Source organism: Streptosporangium sp. NPDC002721 (genome assembly GCF_042888905.1).
Taxonomy (GTDB): domain Bacteria; phylum Actinomycetota; class Actinomycetes; order Streptosporangiales; family Streptosporangiaceae; genus Streptosporangium.
The window spans coordinates 1-17,372 of sequence record NZ_JBIAQI010000009.1 but is presented as its reverse complement, the minus strand read 5'-3'; the positions used below and the strand labels follow the sequence as shown (position 1 = coordinate 17,372).

Genomic DNA, 17,372 nt, shown 5'->3' with positions numbered 1-17,372 from the left:
CCGCGAAAGGGCCCTCCTATGCCGAACGGCGAGAAAACACCTGGTTACCGGGCATGCGCCGCCGTTCCCCGCCTCCGCGGAGCGCACCGAAGGAGGCGGTGCGCTCCGCGAAGGGGCCGGGGGTCAGCGGGTGTCGGAGCCGCCGCACGTCAGGGTGGCGCGGGCGGCCTCCAGGCGGGCGACCGGGATGCGGAACGGCGAGCAGGACACGTAGTCGAGACCGGCCTGGTGGCAGAAGTGGATCGAGTCCGGATCGCCGCCGTGCTCGCCGCAGATGCCCAGCTTCAGGTCGGGACGGGTCGCGCGGCCCCGCTCGACGGCGATCTCGACGAGCCCGCCGACACCGTCGCGGTCCAGGGTCTCGAACGGGGAGACACCGAAGACGCCCAGCTCCAGATACTTGGCGAAGAAGGCGGCCTCGACGTCGTCCCGGGAGAAGCCCCAGGTCATCTGGGTCAGGTCGTTGGTGCCGAAGGAGAAGAACTGGGCGGCCTCGGCGATCTGGCCGGCGGTCAGCGCCGCGCGGGGCACCTCGATCATCGTGCCGATCAGCGCGTCGACGCCGGCCTCCTCCAGGATCCGCCGCGCCTCGTCCTTGACGTGCTCCAGCTCCTGTACGGCGGCCACCAGCGGAATCATGATCTCCGGGCGGCTGCCGGGCACGGCCCTGGCCGCCTCCGCGATCGCCCGGACCTGCATGGCGAACACGCCGGGGATGACCAGGCCGAGCCGGACGCCGCGCAGGCCCAGCATCGGGTTCTCCTCCCGGAGCCGCTTGAGCGCGACCAGGAGTTTGCGGTCCTTCTCCTGCGCCGCGTCACCGGCGAGGGCGACCTTCACCGACAGCTCGGTGTAGTCGGGCAGGAACTCGTGCAGCGGCGGGTCGATCAGGCGGATCGTGACGGGCAGGCCCTCCATCGCCTGGAAGATCTTCGTGAAGTCCGCCCGCTGCAGCGGCTCCAGCGCGGCCAGCGCCCGCTCGCGCTCCTCCGTGGAGGTGGCCAGCACCAGGTCCTCGACCAGGGCCCGGCGTTCGCCGAGGAACATGTGCTCGGTGCGGCAGAGCCCGATGCCCTGGGCGCCGAACCGGCGCGCCCTGGCGGAGTCCTCGCCGGTGTCGGCGTTGGCGCGCACGTCCATCCGGCGTACCTCGTCGGCGTGGGACATGATCCGGTGCACGGCGCGGACGAGCTCGTCGTCCCGGTCGCCCGAGCCCTCGAAGTACTCCACGACCGGGGAGGGGACCACCGGCACCTCGCCGAGGTAGACGGCCCCGCTGGTGCCGTCGATGGAGATGACGTCACCCTCGGAGACCACGAGGCCGGAGGCCGTGGTGAACGTGCGGTCCGCGGCGGAGACGTCCAGCTCCTCGGCGCCGCAGACGCAGGTCTTGCCCATGCCCCTGGCGACCACGGCGGCGTGCGAGGTCTTGCCCCCGCGGCTCGTCAGCACGCCCTGGGCGGCGATCATCCCGGCCAGGTCGTCGGGGTTGGTCTCCCGGCGGACCAGGATGACGGCCTCCCCCCGCCCGGCGAGCTCGACGGCCCGGTCCGTGGAGAAGACGGCCTTGCCGACGGCCGCGCCCGGCGAGGCGTTCATCCCCTTGGCGATCACCTTGCTGCCGGCGTCGTCGGCGAACCTGGGGAACATGAGCTGGGCGAGCTGGTCGCCGTTCACCCGGGTCACGGCCTCGTCGAGGTCGATCATCCCCTGGTCGACGAGCTGCACGGCGATACGGAACGCGGCGCCCGGGGTCCGCTTGCCCACCCGGGTCTGGAGCATCCAGAGCTTGCCGCGCTCGACCGTGAACTCGATGTCGCACAGGTCGCGGTAGTGGTCCTCCAGCGTCTTCATCGTCCGCATGAGCTCGTCGTAGACGGTCTTGTCGATGCTCTCCAGCTCCTGCAGCCGCATGGTGTTGCGGATGCCCGCGACCACGTCCTCGCCCTGGGCGTTCTGCAGGTAGTCGCCGTACACGCCCTGCTGGCCGCTGCCGGGGTCGCGGGTGAAGGCCACCCCGGTGCCGGAGTCCATGCCGCAGTTGCCGAAGACCATCGAGCAGACGCTGACCGCGGTGCCCAGGTCGGCCGGGATGCGCTCCTGGCGGCGGTACAGGACCGCGCGCGGGGCGTTCCACGACGCGAACACCGCCTCCACCGCCATGCGCATCTGCAGGTGCGGGTCGGCGGGGAAGTCCTCGCCGGTCCTGTCGCGCACGATCTCCTTGTACGTCGCGACCAGGCGTTTGAAGTCGTCCGCCTCCAGCTCCAGGTCGTCGCGGCCGCCCTTGAGCTCCTCCAGGGCGTGGTCGAAGAGCTCACCGTCGATGTCCTGGACGGTCTTGCCGAACATCTGGATGAGGCGCCGGTAGGAGTCCCAGGCGAAGCGCTCGTTGCCGCCGGCCTGCTTGGCCAGCCCGTGCACCGAGTCGTCGTTGAGCCCGATGTTGAGGACGGTCTCCATCATGCCGGGCATGGAGAACGCGGCCCCGGAGCGCACGCTCACCAGGAGCGGGTCGTCGGCCTGGCCCAGCCGGCGGCCCATCGTGGCCTCCAGGGCGGCCAGGTGCCCGGAGACCTCCTCCTGCATCCCCTCGGGAACGACCCCGTCCGCGAGGAAGCTCCGGCACGCCTCGGTGGTGATGGTGAAACCGGGCGGCACCGGCAGCCCGAGGTTGGTCATCTCGGCGAGGTTCGCGCCCTTGCCGCCGAGCAGGTCCCTGAGATCTTTGTTGCCCTCGGTGAAGTCGTAAACGTACTTCGGCACGGTTGCTCCTTCTGCGACTTCAAACGCCGTCTGGTTCCGCCTCTCTCCGGACTCTACCGACCAACAAGGCGATGAAACGGCACCCACCTCTTGAAGGGACATCTTCGCAGGTCAGGACAGGTAAACCGGTCTAATCCAATTCAAATCAAGCCCGAATATCGGACGATATCGATCGTCCGGAAAATTGGTTTACACCAATTGGTATAAACCAATTCCGTGCGCATTCAAACCCGTTCACGGCCGGTTCAGCGGCCCGCCGGGCCCGCCTCGGCGAGGGGGTTCAGGTCGGGAACCTCCCCCTCGGCGGGGCCCTCGCCGGGCGGCAGCCACAGCACGAACACGCTCCCCTCGCCCAGCCGGGAGAACAGGCGCACATGCCCGCCGTGCGACTCCACGATCTGGCGGACGATCGCCAGGCCCAGGCCCGCTGTGCCGGTCGCGGCGGCTGGTCTGGCCGCGCCAGAACCGGTCGAACACCCGCGCGTGGTCGTCCTCGGGCACCCCGGGCCCGGCGTCGCGCACCGCCACCCAGATCCAGCCCCCGGCACGTCCGGCCGCCACGACGACCTCGCTCCCGCCGGGCGCGAGCCGTACCGCGTTGGAGAGCAGGTTGCCCACGGCCCGGCGCAGGGCGTCGTGGTCCCCCACCCCGCGCAGCCCGGCGGGCAGCGTCCTGCGGATCGACAGGCCGCGCCCGGCCGCGAGCGTGGTGAACTCCTCGGCCGCCTCGGCGGCCAGCGTCCCCACGTCCGCCTCGGCGTCGGCCAGCGCGGGCGCGGACCGGCGCGCGGTCGCCAGCAGGTCCTCGACCAGGCGGGTCATCCGGGTGGTGGCCCGGTCCACGATGGCCACCGCGCGCATCCGCTCCTCCTCGGTGCTGTCGGGCGAGGCGAGGACGGCGTCCACGTTGGCCCGGATGATGGCCAGCGGGCTGCGCAGCTCGTGCGAGGCGTCGCCGATCAGCTGCCGCTGCGCCAGGAAGGCGCCCTCAAGGCGGCCGAGCATGGTGTCGACGGTGTCGGCGAGGTCGCGGAGCTCGTCCTTCGGGCCGGTGAGCAGGATCCGCCGCGACAGGTCGCTGCCCTGGATCTCGGCGGCCGCCCTGGTGATCGAGCGCACCGGGCGCAGCACCCGGCCCGACAGGACCCACCCGATGCCGAAGCTCGCCAGGAAGAGCCCGCCCAGGGTGAGGAACGAGTAGTCGCGCAGGGTCCGCAGGGTGAGCAGGTTGACCGCGTTCTCGACCTCGGCGAGCTCGACGACGGGGGCCTTGCCGACGTAGCGCTCGGTGTCGACGCTGTAGAGCTTGGCCTGCTGGACGGTGTAGGGCCGCTCCTCGGCGCTCCTGGCCACGGCGACGTACAGCAGGCCGATGACCAGCGCGGTGAGCAGGAACAGCAGGCTGGAGTACAGGACGGTCAGCCGGAAGCGGATCGTCTGCACGAAGGAGAGCCTCATGTGTCCTCCCGTAACCGGTAGCCCTTGCTGACCACGGTCTCGATCACGGCGTCGGCGCCGAGCTTGCGCCGCAGGTTCCCGACCGTCACCCGCACGGTGTTGGTGAACGGGTCGGTGTGCTCGTCCCAGACGTGCTCCAGGAGCTCCTCGGCGGAGACGACGTGCCCGGGGCGGGTCATCAGGTAGTGCAGGACCCCGAACTCCTTCGGGGTGAGGCCCAGCTCGCGCCCGGTCGAGTGGGCCTCCACCCGGGAGGTGTCCAGCCGCAGCGCCCCCACCTGCAGGATCGCGGTACCGCCGCCCGGCTCCCTGCGGAGCAGCGCGCGGACGCGGGCCAGGAGCTCGGGGAAGGCGAACGGTTTGACCAGGTAGTCGTCGGCGCCCTCGTCCAGCCCCCTGACCCGGTCGTCCAGCCGGTCCCGCGCGGTCACCATGATGATCCGCACGGCCTGGCCCTGGTCGGTCCCGCGCAGCGCCCGGCACACCTCGAAACCGTCCCCTCCGGGCAGGTTGAGGTCGAGAAGGACCAGGTCGTACGAGTTGACCCGCAGCTTCTCCCGCGCCTGGGCCACGTCGTGGGCGACGTCGACCGCGTATCCGGCCCGGACGAGCCCCACGCGCAGGGCGTCGACCAGGTCTTCCTCATCTTCGACAACGAGCAGTCGCATGGTACGAACCTAGGTCGTGCGCGGCCGGAAACGCGGATGCCACCGCCATGCCGCGCTTCTCTTCCCTCGCATTCCCTTCCCTCCGCTTCCGTTCATTTCTCCAATCACTCCCGGATGGCCCGTGCGCCTCCGTTCACCGAAACCTTGCAGCGTGGATGCCCTGTCCTTCAGGAGCGGGCATGGTGGTCTCCCGGTTTTGTCGGGAGGTGTCGGTAGGTTGGTCGGCGTGTCGCGGTTTCGGCTTCAGCCCTCGCCCGCTCAGGAGCGGGCGTTGCTGGAGCACTGCGGGCATGCCCGGTTTGTATGGAATCTCGCGGTAGAGCAGCACGCTCATTGGAGGCCGGGCAGGGGGTCTGCGCCGGGGTTCGCCGAGCAGTGCCGTCAGCTCACCGAGGCGCGGGCCGCGTTCGCGTGGTTGGGCGCCGGATCGGTGATCGTTCAGCAGCAGGCGCTCAAGGACTTCGCGCAGGCGATGGCGAACTTTTTCGGTAGAACTCACCGCAAGCCGACATGGCGCAGCCGGGGACGCGGCGAGGGCTTTCGGATCGTCGCGGTCACACCCGGTGATGTGCGGCGGGTGTCGCGTAACGTGGGCGAGGTGAAGATCCAGAAGGTGGGGTGGGTGCGGTTTCGCTGGTCGCGCCCCGTCACCGACGGCGAGGTCCTACCGGGTCACCCGAGATGCGGCGGGGCGTTGGCATGTGGCGTTCGCCGCGATTCCCGAGCCGATTCCCGCACCGGATGCGGGTGGGATCGTCGGGGTGGACCGAGGCGTGGTCGTGTCGGCGGCACTGTCCACGGGTGAGCTGCTGAGCGTGCCCGCCCTGCGCGACACCGAGAGGAAACGGCTGCTCAGGCTGCGGCGAAAGCTCGCCAGGGCCAGGCGCGGGTCGAACCGGCGCACGAAGGTGAAGCTCGCCGTCGCTCGCCTGAGGGCTCGTGAGGCCGATCGGCGTAAGGACTGGGTGGAGAAGATCAGCACCGATCTGGCGCGCCGTTTCGAGGTGATCGCGGTCGAGGAGTTGAAGGTCTCCGCGATGACCCGTTCCGCTCGCGGCACGATCGAGGTGCCGGGTCGTAACGTCCGGCAGAAGGCGGGCCTGAACCGGGGCATCCTCGCCGCCGGATGGGGTCGGCTCGTGACCCGGCTGGAGCACAAGGCTCCGGGCCGGGTTCAGAAGATCGATCCGTGTTTCACGTCGCAGACCTGCAACGCCTGTGGGCACCGTGCCGGGGAGAGTCGCGAGAGCCAAGCGCTCTTCCGGTGCGTGGCCTGCGGGCATCAGGTCAACGCCGACGTCAACGCGGCGAGAAACATCCGAGATACCGCCGCGGGGCACGCGGTGGCCGCGCGGGGAGGCTTGCCGTTGGGCAGGCCGGTGAACCGCGAACCTCAACGCGACCTCCTCTTCGTGGGGTAGGTGCCGTTGGAATCCCCCGCCTTCAGGCGGGGGAGGATGTCAAAGGATCTTCGAGAACCAGAACAGGGAGGTCCCGGCCGCCACGACCGCGCCGAGCAGAGCCACCCCCACGAACCACGGCCAGACCTCCTGCCGCTCGGTCCGGTAGCCCACCGAGCTGCCGATGTCGTCGTAGACCGCCCGCAGCTCGCCGCCGGAGGCCGCCTCGTAGAACCCTCCGCCGGTGCTCTCCGCCAGCTCGCGCAGCGCCGGGCCGTCCACCGGTACCCGCGTCTCCCGGCCACCCATCTGGATCGTGCCGTCGGAGGTGCCGTACGCGATGGTCGAGACCGGCACGCGCCGGGAGGCCGCCTCCCGCGCGGCCAGCTCCGGCGTCCGGCCCATGGTGCTGGACCCGTCGGACATCAGCACGATGTGGGCGGGCGGCCTCTCCCCGCCCTCGCCGCTCTCCAGGGCGTCGATCGCGTCGAGGGAGGAGAACACCGCCTCGCCGATGGCCGTACCGGAGTCCGTGGTGAGCCGGTCGATCGCGGACAGCACCGCCGCCCTGTCGGCGGTGGGCGGCACGCTCACCGAGGCCGAGGACGAGAACGTGACCAGGCCCAGGTTGAACCGGCCGGGCAGCTCCCCGGCGAAGCGCCGCGCGGCCTCCCGCGCCGCCGCGAACCGGTTCGGCGCCACGTCCGTGGCCTGCATCGACGCCGAGACGTCGAACGCCACGACGATCGTCGCCCGCTCCCTCGGGACCCGCACCTCGGCCGTCGGCCGCGCGAACCCGACGACGAGGGGCACCAGCATCCCCATGAACGCCGCGGCGGGCACGTGCCTGCGCCACCCGGGCCCCCTGGGCGCGAGCTTGTCCAGCAGGTCCAGGTTGGTGAACCGCAGGGCGTACCGGCTGCGCCGCAGGTACATGACGACGTACAGAACCGCGATCATCAGGGCGGGAACCAGCAGCCACAACCAGACGGGAGACAGGAACGTCATGCCACTCCCCCTCTCGCACCCTGCGCACCACGGGCCCGTGCCAGGCGGCGCTGCAGCACGACGTGACGGACCAGGTCGCGGACCCAGTCGCGGTCGGTGTCCAGGCGCAGGTGGGCGGCCCCGCACCGGCGCAGGGCGTTCGCGATGGCCGCCCGCTGGCCCGCCGCCGCCTCGGCGTAGCGCTCGCGGAGGCGGGCACCGGCCGTGGAGACCTCCCTGCGGCGGCCGGTCTCCGGGTCGACGAGGGTGAGCACGCCCACGTCGGGCAGGGTCAGCTCCCTGGGGTCGACGACCTCCACCGCGAGGAGCTGGTGGCGTAGCGCGAGGTGGCGCAGCGGCCTCTCCCAGGTCTCCGGGGGGTCGAGGAAGTCCGAGACGACGACCACGAGCCCGCGGCGGCGCACGGCCCGGCGCAGGTCGTCGGCGGCCGGGCCGATCCGTGGCGTCGGGACGCCCGGCTCGGTGCGCGGCAGCGAGAACACCGCGTTCAGCAGCGCCATGAGGTGCGGGCGCCCGCTCCTGGCGGGGAAGCGCCGGACCTCGCCGCCGTGCAGCAGGTGCGCCCCGACCCGGTTGCCCGTCCGCTCGGTGAGGAACCCGACCGCCGCGACGGCGGCGAGCGCGAGTTCCCGCTTCTCCATCAGCGCGGTGCCGAAGTCCATGCTGGCGCTGGCGTCGAGCAGCACCCAGGTCTCCAGCTCCCGGTCGGCGATCATGTCCCGCACGTGCGGCTCCGTCGTGCGCGCGGTGACGTTCCAGTCCATCCGGCGCACGTCGTCACCCGGCGCGTACGGCCTCGCCTCGGCGGGCTCGCCGCCGGGTCCCGGGGTCAGGCCCCGGTGGTCGCCCTGGAGCAGCCCGTCGAGGCGCCTGACGACCGTCAGCTCCAGCCGCCGGAGCACCCGCTCGGACAGCAGGTGCCGCATCAGGCCGCCTCTCCCTGACCGGGGGCGATCCTGGGCATCGGGATCGCCGCGGCCACCCGGTCCACGATGTGCCGGGGGGAGACGTCGTCGGCGAGCGCGTCGAACGACGGCACCAGCCGGTGCGCGATGACGTCGCCGGCCAGGTCCGCGACGTCCTCGGGCAGCACGTAGTCGCGCCCGCGCAGCAGCGCCAGCGCGCGGGCCGCGGCGACCAGGCCGAGCGTCGCCCGCGGGCTCGCGCCGAAGGCGAGCAGCGGGGCGACGTCCGCCAGCCCGAACCGCGCGGGCTCCCGGGTCGCGTACACCAGCCGGACCGCGTACTCGGCGACGGCGTGGTGGACGAAGACGTCGTCCACGGCCGCCTGGAGGGCCAGCAGCCGCCGCGGGTCGAGCACCCGCCGGGTGACCGGGCGGCCGACGCTCATCCGGTAGAGGATCGCGAGCTCCTCCGACTCGCTCGGGTACCCCACGTCGATCTTCATCAGGAAGCGGTCCCGCTGGGCCTCGGGCAGGTGGTAGACGCCCTCCGACTCGATCGGGTTCTGGGTCGCCAGGACGAGGAACGGGGCGGGCACCGGGTGGGTACGCCCGCCGATGCTCACCTGGCGCTCGGCCATCACCTCCAGCAGCGCCGACTGGACCTTCGCCGGAGCCCTGTTGATCTCGTCGGCGAGCACGAAGTTGGCCATCACCGGGCCCAGCTCGATGTCGAAGCTCTCCGTGGACGGCCGGTAGATGCGGGTGCCGACGATGTCGGCGGGCACCAGGTCGGGGGTGAACTGGATCCGGGCGAACGAGCCGCCCACGACACCGGCGAGCGTCTCGGCCGCCAGCGTCTTGGCGATGCCCGGAACCCCCTCCAGGAGGCAGTGTCCCCGGGCGAGGACGGCGACGAGCAGGCGCTCGACCATGCGGTCCTGACCGACGATCACCCGCTTGACCTCGAACAGCGCCCGCCCGAGCACGGCGCTCTCCGGCGCGTCGCCCATGACCTCTTTCATGTGGCCGGTTTTCATGTGGTCGGTGCGCTCGGCGTGCTCGTTCACGGGGCGGTCGCGGAGGTCGGGGCCGGGCAGTCGTCGGCGAGCAGCCGCAGCTCGATCGCGCCGTGGGCGGGTCGCGGGTCGGCGTGAGCGGCACTCCCGGTGAGCAGGAAGACGACCCCGCCGAGGGCGACCACCCCCGGAACGGCCTTCCAAGGTGATACGCGCGCCATCGTTCTTCCTTTCGTCGAACGAACGATCACCCTGATGTCATCAAATGCCTCCGAAAACCGCTGTAAGCCTGCTTTTTATCTCGTCTTTCGCCCCGGTCCACCAGGTGGGGAGAGGGCGGGAGGGGTTCGGGGGCGCGCTTAAGAGCCGGGCCCATGGCGGGGGGCCGGGGGAAGGCCGGGGCCGGGGCCGGGGCCGGGAGTCGGGCCGGGGCCGGGGCCGGGAGTCGGGGCCAGGGCCGGGAGTCGGGGCCGGGAAAGGCGACGGCCGGCGGCCCCCTGGTGTGGGGGTCGCCGGCCGTGGCAGGTGGAGCGAAGCCGACCTCAGTCGTTGAGGTGCTGACGGAGGTAGGAGTCGACCTGGTCGAGAGCCACGCGCTCCTGGGCCATCGAGTCGCGCTCGCGGATGGTCACCGCCTGGTCGTCGAGCGTGTCGAAGTCGACGGTGATGCAGAACGGCGTGCCGATCTCGTCCTGGCGGCGGTAGCGGCGGCCGATCGCGCCCGCGTCGTCGAACTCCACGTTCCAGCGGCGGCGGAGCTCGGCGGCCAGGTCCTTGGCCTTGGGCGACAGGTCGGCGTTGCGCGACAGCGGGAGCACCGCGACCTTGACCGGCGCGAGCCGGTGGTCGAGGCGCATGACCGTGCGCTTCTCCATGACGCCCTTGGCGTTGGGCGCCTCGTCCTCGGTGTAGGCGTCGATCAGGAAGGTGAGCGTGGCCCGGTCGACACCGGCGGCCGGCTCGATGACATACGGGACGTAGCGCTCGCCGGTGTCCTGCTCGAAGAAGCTCAGGTCGGTGCCGGAGGCCTTGCCGTGCGCGGTCAGGTCGAAGTCGGTGCGGTTGGCGATGCCCTCCAGCTCACCCCACTCGGTGCCGGTGAAGTTGAAGCGGTACTCGATGTCGACGGTCCGCTTGGAGTAGTGGGAGAGCTTCTCCTGCGGGTGCTCGTAGATGCGCAGATTGTCCTTGTTGATGCCCAGGTCGGTGTACCAGCGGAAGCGCTCGTCGATCCAGTACTGGTGCCACTCCTCGTCGCTGCCCGGCTTGACGAAGAACTCCATCTCCATCTGCTCGAACTCGCGGGTGCGGAAGATGAAGTTGCCCGGGGTGATCTCGTTGCGGAACGACTTGCCGATCTGGCCGATGCCGAACGGGACCTTCCTGCGCGCCGACTGCTGCACGTTGAGGTAGTTGATGAAGATGCCCTGGGCGGTCTCGGGACGCAGGTAGGCGAGGCCCGACTCGTCCTCGACCGCGCCGAGGTAGGTCTTCAGCAGACCGCTGAACTGCTTCGGCGAGGTGAAGGCGCCCTTGGTGCCGCAGTTGGGGCAGGTGATGTCGGCTAGGCCGCCCGCCGCGGGCTTGCCGTGCTTTTCCTGGTAAGCCTCTTCGAGGTGGTCGGCCCGGTAGCGCTTGTGGCACGACTGGCACTCGGTCAACGGGTCCGTGAAGGTCTCCACGTGGCCGCTGGCCTGCCACACCTCGCGGGCCAGGATCACCGAGGAGTCGAGGCCGACCACGTCGTCACGCCCCTGCACCACGGTCTTCCACCACTGCCGCTTCACGTTGTTCTTGAGCTCCACGCCCAGCGGACCGTAGTCCCACGACGCGCGCAGGCCGCCGTAGATCTCGCTGGAGGGGTACACAAGACCACGCCGCTTGGCGAGGCTGACGATGGTGTCCATGATGTCCGTACGGCGTGCCATAAGGGAAAATCTCCATCCGGCTGGAGGTCGGCGAGGAATTGATTGAGCCTCCAGCTTAGGGGAGACCGACCCTCGGGACGTGCGGTTAAACCATGCCGCCCCCTGCTCCCCGGCAAAGCTTCGCCGGTACGGAGGGCGGGCCGTCAGGGGCGCTCGACGTCCTCGAACGCGCTCGGCTCGTTGATCATGAGTGTCATCAGCGGATACATCGCCATCCGCGCCGCGCCCAGCGCCCTGCGGTAGAACCCCGCGCCCTCCCACTCGCTGACCAGCGCCCACAGCTCCGGCTCGTCGACCGACCTGGACACCCGGCCGCGCAGGTAGCCCGGCTGCCCGGCCAGGGTGTCGACGATCTCGTGGGCCCGGAGCGTGAACTCCTCGGTCTGGCCCGGCGGCACCGAATAGCGGATGAGAGCAAGCATCCGCCCAGCATGCCAGAGCCGGCCTCCGGGCCTCGCGACGCCATGCCCCCGACCTCCGGGCTTCGCGGGCTCCGGGCATGTCGCGGCGGGCGCGGTGGCGTTAGGCTCGACCCGTGGCCGACAAGCGTCCAGAACGCCCCGCGCACCCGCTGGCACAGCCCCGCCCCAGGCAGGGCAGGCGCCCGCTGCCCCCGGGTGAACAGTTCTTCACGCCGGGGGCGACCGGCCTGCGGCGGAAGGTCGAGCGGCGCAGTGCGGCCCCGCTCGTCTTCCTGTTCCAGCTTCCCCGGTGGATCGCCCCGGTGGTGCTGGTCGTCCTCCTCCTGGCCGGATTCGCGGTGCCGTCCTTCTGGGGCGGCGTCGCCGTGCTTCCGGTGATCGGGTTCGTCTGCTGGCTCGCCTACATGTCGTGGCCGTCCCTGGGGACAGGGGGGCGCCTGCTGCGCGTCGCGCTGCTCACCTTCCTGGTCCTGCTCGCCGCCGACCGCTTCGGCGCCTTCTGAGGCCTCCCTCTCCGGACGTCAGCGGGACGCGGGCAGGAGGGTGTAGCCGGGGAAGTTTCCCGGCAGGCGCTCGCTCTCGGGCCCCTGGGTGACGGCCCGGACGAGCAGCTCGCCGCCGACGAAGGCCCCCCGCCAGGAGGCGCCGAGGCCGCCGAACAGCTCCTCCCGGTCACCGCGCGAGCGGGGCGCGTTGATGCCCACCTTGAACGCCCGCACCTCCGGGGCGAGCCGCCTCACGGTCTCCTCGTCGTCGCAGGAGATCGTGGCGACCAGCGCGCCGTTGCTGGCGTTCATCGCGGCCAGCAGCTCGGCCTCGGTGTCGACCAGCACGACGGTGTCGACCGGCCCGAAGGGCTCGGCGTGGAAGAGCGGGGACGAGCGGGGCGGGGCGAGGATGGCGACGGGCGCCAGGTAGCCCGAGGTGTCCTGGCCGGGCAGGAACAGCCCGTCGTCGAGGGAGCCCCGGTAGAGGGGGATCCCGCCCTTGGCCACCGCCTCGTCCACCTGGTCGGTGAGCTCCTTGACCTTGGCGCCGGTGATCAGCGGGCCGAAGTCGAGCTCGGGCGGCGGGTCGCCGGCCCCCTCCACGGCGAGCGGGTGGCCGAACCGCACCGACCGGACCGCGGGCAGGTAGGCGGTGAGGAACTCGTGGAACAGCGAGCGCTGCACCACGAAGCGCGGGTAGGCCGTGCAGCGCTGCTTGGCGTAGTCGAAGCTCTTGCGGATCTGCCCGGTGAGCAGCTCCCAGTCGCCGTACTCCCACACCCCCCAGCAGTTGAGCCCCTCCTGCTCCAGGACGTGCCGGTGGCCGAGGTCGGCGAGCGAGGTGGCCACCTGCCCGCCCGCGTCGCGCCCGCCGACGAAGGAGACGCAGCCCAGCTCCTTGCCGCGCACCAGCGCCGGGGAGAGCTCGGCTCCCCCGCCGCTGACGAGGGTGAACGGCAGCCCCTCCTGGGCGGCGAGCGCGGTCGCGAGGGTGAGGCAGGCGAGCCCGCCGTCGGTGGGCGCCTTGGCGATGACCGCGTTGCCCGCGAGGGCCTGCACGAGCATGGCGTGCATCAGCACGCTCATCGGGTAGTTCCAGCTGGCGATGTTGCTGACGGGGCCGGCCAGGGGGACGCGGCCGGCGACCATCCGGTCGATCTCCCCGACGTACCAGCGCACCCCCTCGATGCACCGGTCGACGTCGGCCGCGGCGAGCTTCCACGGCTTGCCGATCTCCCAGACCAGCAGCAGGGTGAGCAGGTCGCGGTGGGCGGTCATCGCGTCCAGCGCCGCCGTGACGCGGGCCTTGCGCTCGGCGAGCGGCACGTGGCGCCAGAGGCGGTGCTCGTCGAGCCCGGCCCGCACCGCGCGCAGGGCGGTGGCCCTGTCGAGGCGGGGCGGGCCGGCGATGGCGGTGCCGTCCACCGGCGAGGCCGCGGGCTCCGGGCGGCCGTCGCGCTGCCAGAAGCCGCCCCAGTGGTTGAGCACCCGGTCGTCGTGGAAGGCCTGTGGCGCCGCCGCCACGCACCGGTCGTAGGCGTCGGACCAGGCCGTCCCGGGCTTGAGCATGAGTGACATGAGCGGTCTCCTCAGTCGGACCAGTCGATGGCCAGGGCGAGCTCCTGCTCGGGCAGCGGCTCGAACTCCTTGATCGCGTCGAGCGAGGGGCCCATGGCCGCGTTGGCCTCTCTCTCGACCATGACCTCGACCAGCACCGGGAGCCGCTGCCGGTCGGACTCGGCGCTCGCCCAGGCCAGCGCGTCGCCGATCTCGCCGGGCAGCTCGACGCGCCGGGCAGGACAGCCGAACGCCTCCATGAGCTTCACGTGGTCGACACCGCCCTCGCCGTAGTGGAGGTCGACGGCGTAGTTCATGTCGTAGGGGATCTCGGCCTGGCGGATCAGCCCGAGATACTCGTTGTTGATCATCACGATGACGAACGGGATGTGGTACTGGGCGGCGACGGCGATCTCCTCCATCAGGAACTGGAAGGAGTAGTCGCCCGCCACGGCGACCACCTGCCGCTCCGGGTAGGCGCACTTGACGCCCATCGCGGCCGGCACCTCCCAGCCCAGCGGCCCGGCCTGCCCGCAGACGAGGTAGCGGCGCGGGAGGTAGGTCTTCTGGAACTGCCCCGACCAGATCTGGTAGAGGCCGATCGCGGTGACGAACGTCGTGTCGGGGCCGTAGAAGTCGTTCAGCTCCTTGAAGACCCTCGGCGGCTTGATCGGCACGTCGTCGAAGTCGTCGCGCCGCAGCAGCGTTTCGCGCAGCTCGGCGACCCGCGCGGGCCACTTCCCGGGACGGCGGGCCTCGGTACGGTCGCCCGCCTCCTGGGCCAGGGCCGCCAGCGTGGGCCGGGCGTGGCCGACCACGCCCAGGTCGGGCTCGAAGACCTTGCCGATCTGGGTGGGCTCGATGTCGACGTGGATGAACTTGCGCCCCCGGCGGTAGGTGTCGAGGTCGCCGGTGTGCCGGTCGCCGAACCTGGCGCCCACCGCGAGCACCAGGTCGCTCTCCAGCAGCGCCGCGTTGCCCCAGCGCGTCTGGGTCTGGATGCCCGCCATCCCGGCGAACAGGGGGTGGTCCTCGGGGAAGGCCCCCTTGCCCATCAGCGTCACCTGGACGGGAACCTGCAGGTGCTCGGCGAGCGCGCGCAGCTCGGCGTCGGCGTCGGCGATGACCACCCCGCCGCCGGCCAGGATGAGGGGCCGCCGGGCGGCGAGGAGCATGTCGATCGCCGCCCGGACCGCCGGAGCCGTGGGCCGCGGGACGTCGACGGGGAGCGGGACGTCGATCTCCGGGTCGTACAGGCAGGTGCCGCGCTGCACGTCGATCGGCAGGTCGATCAGGACGGGGCCCGGCCGGCCGGACCTGGCGATCCTGAAGGCCTCCCTGAACACCCAGGGGGCCTGGGCCGGCTCCTTGAGCTGGACCGCCCACTTGGTGACGGGCTTGGCGATCTCCACGATGTCGACCGCCTGGAACGCCTCCTGGTGGAGCTTGTCGCGCGCCGCCTGCCCGGTGATGCAGATCATGGGGATGGAGTCGGCGAGGGCGGTGTAGAGGCCGGTGATCATGTTGGTGCCGGCCGGTCCCGAGGTGCCGATGCAGACGCCGACGTTGCCCGTGACCCGGGCCCAGCCGTCGGCGGCGTGCGTGCCGCCCTCCTCGTGGCGGACGGTGACGTTGCGTATGTCGCTGTGCTGGAGCGCCGCGTAGAGCGGGAGGATCGCCGCGCCCGGGATGCCGAAGACGGTGTCGACGCCTTCGGACTCCAGGACGGCCACCACGGCCTCCATACAGGGGATCCGCTTCACTGGTTGATCCTTTCGATCACCTTGAGCAGGGCGGAGTGGTCGAGGGAGCCGTGCCCCTGGGCGCGGGCCGCGGCGACGAGCTGGGCGACCAGCCCGGTGAGCGGGAGCGAGACGCCCGCCTCCCGCGCCGCGGCGACGGCGATGCCCATGTCCTTGTGGTGCAGGTCGATCCGGAAGCCGGGCGCGAACTCGCGTCTGACCATGGAGTGCCGCTTGAGGTCGAGGATGCGGGAGCCCGCCAGCCCGCCGGCCAGGACGTCGAGCCCGCCCGCGGGGTCGACCCCCGAGGCTTCGAGCAGCACGATCGCCTCGGCGACCAGGCCGTAGATGCCCCCGACGACGAGCTGGTTGGCGGCCTTCACCGTCTGCCCGGCCCCGGCGGGCCCCACGTGCACGATCGTCGTGCCGACGACCGCGAGCAGCGGGCGTACGGCCGCGAAGTCGGCGGCGGCCCCGCCGACCATGATCGAGAGGGTGCCGTCGACCGCGCCGCGCTCCCCGCCGCTCACCGGGGCGTCCAGCGCCCTGATGCCCTTGACGGCCGCGGCCTGCGCGACCCGGCGGGAGGTCTCGGGCCGCACGGTGCTCATGTCGATGTGGATCAGCCCGCGCCTGCCCTGCTGGAGCAGCCCGTCGTCGCCGAAGGTCACCTCCTCCACCTGGGGCGAGTCGGGCAGCATGGTGATCACGACCTCCGCCTGCGCGACGGCCTCGGCCACGCTGCCCGCGGACTTGCCGCCGGCCACGGCGAGGGCGTCCATCCGCTCGGCGCTCGTGTCGTAGCCGACGACGGTGTGCCCGGCCCTGACCAGGTTGGCGGCCATCGGGCTGCCCATGATCCCCAGGCCGATGAATCCGATGTTCATGAGCGGCTCACCGCTCCTCCCTCGCTCAGCGTTCATCGATACCTCCGAGGTGGGGACCCCGGGCTCCGGCCCGGGGTCGGGGGGCGCGGCCGGTCACCGCGCGCGATCCGGTGGTGTGCCCCGGGCGGCCTGTGCGGGAGGTCAAGCGCTCCTCCAGCCGAAGCTCTCGGCGCTGGGACCGACGGGGCGGTACTCGAGCCCGACGTGGCCCCGGTATCCCGAGGTCTCCAGGCGCTCGAAGATCTGGTCGTACGGCATGGCGCCGGAGCCCGGCTGCCCCCGGCCGGGGGCGTCGGCGATCTGGACGTGGCCGAACCGGTGGGCGCTCGTGTCGATGAGGGCGAGCACGTCCTCGCCCATCCGGTGCAGGTGGTACAGGTCGGCGAGGAAGGCCACGTTGTCCGCGCCCACCTGGTCGATCACCTCGAAGGCCGCGGCGGAGGAGGTGATCGGGTAGTCGGGGCTCTCGTAGGAGTTGAGCGCCTCGACCACGACCGTGGCGCCGACCCCGGCCGCCGCCTTCGCCGCGAGGGAGAGGTTGGACAATGCCAGCTCGCGCTGGGCCTCCGGGGGCAGCCCCGCCACGGTGTTGCCGTAGAGGGCGTTGAGCACCCGGCAGCCGAGCGCTCCGGCCAGGCCCGCCGCGACCTCGACGTTGGCCTGGAACCTCGCCGAGCCGTCGGGCCGCGACAGCAGGCCCCGCTCCCCCGCCGCCATGTCTCCGGCGTCGAAGTTGAGGCCGACCAGGCGCACCCCGGCCTCCTCGATCGATCGCCGCAGGGCGTCGATCTCGCGGTCGGCCGGGCAGGGGGCGGCGAAGGGCCACCAGAGCTCGACCGCGTCGAAGCCCGCCCTGGCCGCCGCCTCGAAACGCTCCGGCAGCGGCAGTTCGGTGAAGAGGATGGAGAGGTTGACGTCGAACCTCACGGCGCCTCCCCCACGCCCAGGGAGACCTTCGGGGGCGGCGCCGACGACACCGCCGGCGTGCCCAGCTCGGCGAGCACCGACCGCATCAGGCGGGCGGTCTCGCTAGGGGTCCGGCCGACGCGGACGCCGACCTTCTCCAGGGCGTCCTTCTTGGCCTGGGCGGTGCCCGCGGAACCGGAGACGATCGCGCCCGCGTGTCC

General features: G+C 71.7%; 16 protein-coding genes and 2 pseudogenes. 3 read left to right on the top strand and 15 right to left on the bottom strand.

The window, feature by feature from the left end; translation table 11 throughout:
* Window positions 1-123: 123 nt before the first annotated feature.
* From ppdK to ACFYWM_RS13935, 4 genes and pseudogenes are all read right to left on the bottom strand, one after another.
* Window positions 124-2,766 (bottom strand): pyruvate, phosphate dikinase, encoded by a 2,643-nt coding sequence (gene ppdK, locus ACFYWM_RS13950; RefSeq protein ID WP_389913674.1) that lies wholly within the window; start codon window positions 2,764-2,766, stop codon window positions 124-126.
* Window positions 2,767-3,011: 245 nt separating this feature from the next.
* On the bottom strand, window positions 3,012-3,161 hold the full coding sequence (locus tag ACFYWM_RS13945; protein WP_389914427.1) for a hypothetical protein: 150 nt from the start codon (window positions 3,159-3,161) through the stop codon (window positions 3,012-3,014).
* A gap of 61 nt (window positions 3,162-3,222) precedes the next feature.
* A pseudogene (locus ACFYWM_RS13940) lies at window positions 3,223-4,224 on the bottom strand (sensor histidine kinase); the annotation flags it as partial.
* Window positions 4,221-4,892, bottom strand: a complete 672-nt coding sequence (locus ACFYWM_RS13935) for a response regulator transcription factor (RefSeq protein WP_389913671.1) — start codon at window positions 4,890-4,892, stop codon at window positions 4,221-4,223. The pseudogene ACFYWM_RS13940 and the gene ACFYWM_RS13935, both read right to left, overlap by 4 nt.
* Before the next feature lie 16 nt (window positions 4,893-4,908).
* Between ACFYWM_RS13935 and ACFYWM_RS13930 the strand changes: the two genes are divergently transcribed.
* Entirely contained in the window at window positions 4,909-5,697 is a 789-nt protein-coding gene (locus tag ACFYWM_RS13930; RefSeq protein WP_389913668.1) for an RNA-guided endonuclease InsQ/TnpB family protein, read from the top strand.
* Window positions 5,594-6,313 (top strand): RNA-guided endonuclease InsQ/TnpB family protein, encoded by a 720-nt coding sequence (locus tag ACFYWM_RS13925; RefSeq protein WP_389913665.1) that lies wholly within the window; start codon window positions 5,594-5,596, stop codon window positions 6,311-6,313. The genes ACFYWM_RS13930 and ACFYWM_RS13925 overlap by 104 nt, the downstream gene beginning before the upstream one ends.
* A gap of 39 nt (window positions 6,314-6,352) precedes the next feature.
* On the opposite strand, the gene ACFYWM_RS13920 is transcribed toward ACFYWM_RS13925, so the two are convergent.
* The 6 genes from ACFYWM_RS13920 to ACFYWM_RS13895 all read right to left on the bottom strand — a co-directional run bounded on the left by ACFYWM_RS13920 (window position 6,353) and on the right by ACFYWM_RS13895 (window position 11,571).
* Window positions 6,353-7,300: a VWA domain-containing protein gene (locus ACFYWM_RS13920; protein WP_389913662.1), complete on the bottom strand. Its 948-nt coding sequence runs from the start codon at window positions 7,298-7,300 to the stop codon at window positions 6,353-6,355.
* Entirely contained in the window at window positions 7,297-8,226 is a 930-nt protein-coding gene (locus ACFYWM_RS13915) for a DUF58 domain-containing protein (protein ID WP_389913661.1), read from the bottom strand. Before ACFYWM_RS13915 ends, ACFYWM_RS13920 begins: the two co-directional genes overlap by 4 nt.
* A complete protein-coding gene (locus ACFYWM_RS13910; protein ID WP_389914424.1) occupies window positions 8,226-9,227 on the bottom strand; it encodes an AAA family ATPase in 1,002 nt (333 codons plus the stop codon). Before ACFYWM_RS13910 ends, ACFYWM_RS13915 begins: the two co-directional genes overlap by 1 nt.
* A 41-nt stretch (window positions 9,228-9,268) precedes the next feature.
* Entirely contained in the window at window positions 9,269-9,442 is a 174-nt protein-coding gene (locus tag ACFYWM_RS13905) for a hypothetical protein (RefSeq protein WP_389913659.1), read from the bottom strand.
* A gap of 321 nt (window positions 9,443-9,763) precedes the next feature.
* A complete protein-coding gene (locus ACFYWM_RS13900) occupies window positions 9,764-11,149 on the bottom strand; it encodes a glycine--tRNA ligase (protein WP_389913656.1) in 1,386 nt (461 codons plus the stop codon).
* Window positions 11,150-11,292: 143 nt separating this feature from the next.
* The gene (locus ACFYWM_RS13895) at window positions 11,293-11,571 is read right to left on the bottom strand and encodes an antibiotic biosynthesis monooxygenase family protein (RefSeq protein ID WP_362871361.1); all 279 of its coding nucleotides are present in this window, start codon (window positions 11,569-11,571) and stop codon (window positions 11,293-11,295) included.
* Between the two features lie 113 nt (window positions 11,572-11,684).
* Here ACFYWM_RS13895 and ACFYWM_RS13890 point away from each other — a divergent pair, with 113 nt between their 5' ends.
* Window positions 11,685-12,074, top strand: coding sequence for a DUF6703 family protein (locus ACFYWM_RS13890; protein ID WP_389913652.1), 390 nt, complete (start codon window positions 11,685-11,687; stop codon window positions 12,072-12,074).
* Window positions 12,075-12,092: 18 nt separating this feature from the next.
* Here ACFYWM_RS13890 and ACFYWM_RS13885 read toward each other — a convergent pair whose 3' ends face one another.
* The 5 genes and pseudogenes from ACFYWM_RS13885 to ACFYWM_RS13865 form a co-directional block, all read right to left on the bottom strand.
* Entirely contained in the window at window positions 12,093-13,637 is a 1,545-nt protein-coding gene (locus ACFYWM_RS13885) for an aldehyde dehydrogenase family protein (protein WP_389913649.1), read from the bottom strand.
* Between the two features lie 11 nt (window positions 13,638-13,648).
* Window positions 13,649-15,379, bottom strand: coding sequence for a glyoxylate carboligase (gene gcl / locus ACFYWM_RS13880; protein WP_389913646.1), 1,731 nt, complete (start codon window positions 15,377-15,379; stop codon window positions 13,649-13,651).
* On the bottom strand, window positions 15,376-16,245 hold the full coding sequence (locus ACFYWM_RS13875) for a 2-hydroxy-3-oxopropionate reductase (RefSeq protein WP_389913643.1): 870 nt from the start codon (window positions 16,243-16,245) through the stop codon (window positions 15,376-15,378). The genes gcl and ACFYWM_RS13875 overlap by 4 nt, the downstream gene beginning before the upstream one ends.
* A gap of 141 nt (window positions 16,246-16,386) precedes the next feature.
* Entirely contained in the window at window positions 16,387-17,172 is a 786-nt protein-coding gene (locus tag ACFYWM_RS13870; protein WP_389913640.1) for a hydroxypyruvate isomerase family protein, read from the bottom strand.
* Window positions 17,169-17,372 (bottom strand): annotated as a pseudogene (locus ACFYWM_RS13865) (hypothetical protein); the annotation flags it as partial. The pseudogene ACFYWM_RS13865 and the gene ACFYWM_RS13870, both read right to left, overlap by 4 nt.

Bases quoted from the DNA above. Each gene is read 5' to 3' on its own strand.
- ACFYWM_RS13935 (WP_389913671.1), bottom strand. From the start codon at position 4,892: ATGCGACTGCTCGTTGTCGAAGATGAGGAAGACCTGGTCGACGCCCTG.
- ACFYWM_RS13910 (WP_389914424.1), bottom strand. From the start codon at position 9,227: ATGAAAGAGGTCATGGGCGACGCGCCGGAGAGCGCCGTGCTCGGGCGG.
- ACFYWM_RS13920 (WP_389913662.1), bottom strand. From the start codon at position 7,300: ATGACGTTCCTGTCTCCCGTCTGGTTGTGGCTGCTGGTTCCCGCCCTG.
- ACFYWM_RS13895 (WP_362871361.1), bottom strand. From the start codon at position 11,571: ATGCTTGCTCTCATCCGCTATTCGGTGCCGCCGGGCCAGACCGAGGAG.
- ACFYWM_RS13915 (WP_389913661.1), bottom strand. From the start codon at position 8,226: ATGCGGCACCTGCTGTCCGAGCGGGTGCTCCGGCGGCTGGAGCTGACG.
- ACFYWM_RS13905 (WP_389913659.1), bottom strand. From the start codon at position 9,442: ATGGCGCGCGTATCACCTTGGAAGGCCGTTCCGGGGGTGGTCGCCCTC.
- ACFYWM_RS13885 (WP_389913649.1), bottom strand. From the start codon at position 13,637: ATGTCACTCATGCTCAAGCCCGGGACGGCCTGGTCCGACGCCTACGAC.
- ACFYWM_RS13875 (WP_389913643.1), bottom strand. From the start codon at position 16,245: ATGAACATCGGATTCATCGGCCTGGGGATCATGGGCAGCCCGATGGCC.
- ACFYWM_RS13900 (WP_389913656.1), bottom strand. From the start codon at position 11,149: ATGGCACGCCGTACGGACATCATGGACACCATCGTCAGCCTCGCCAAG.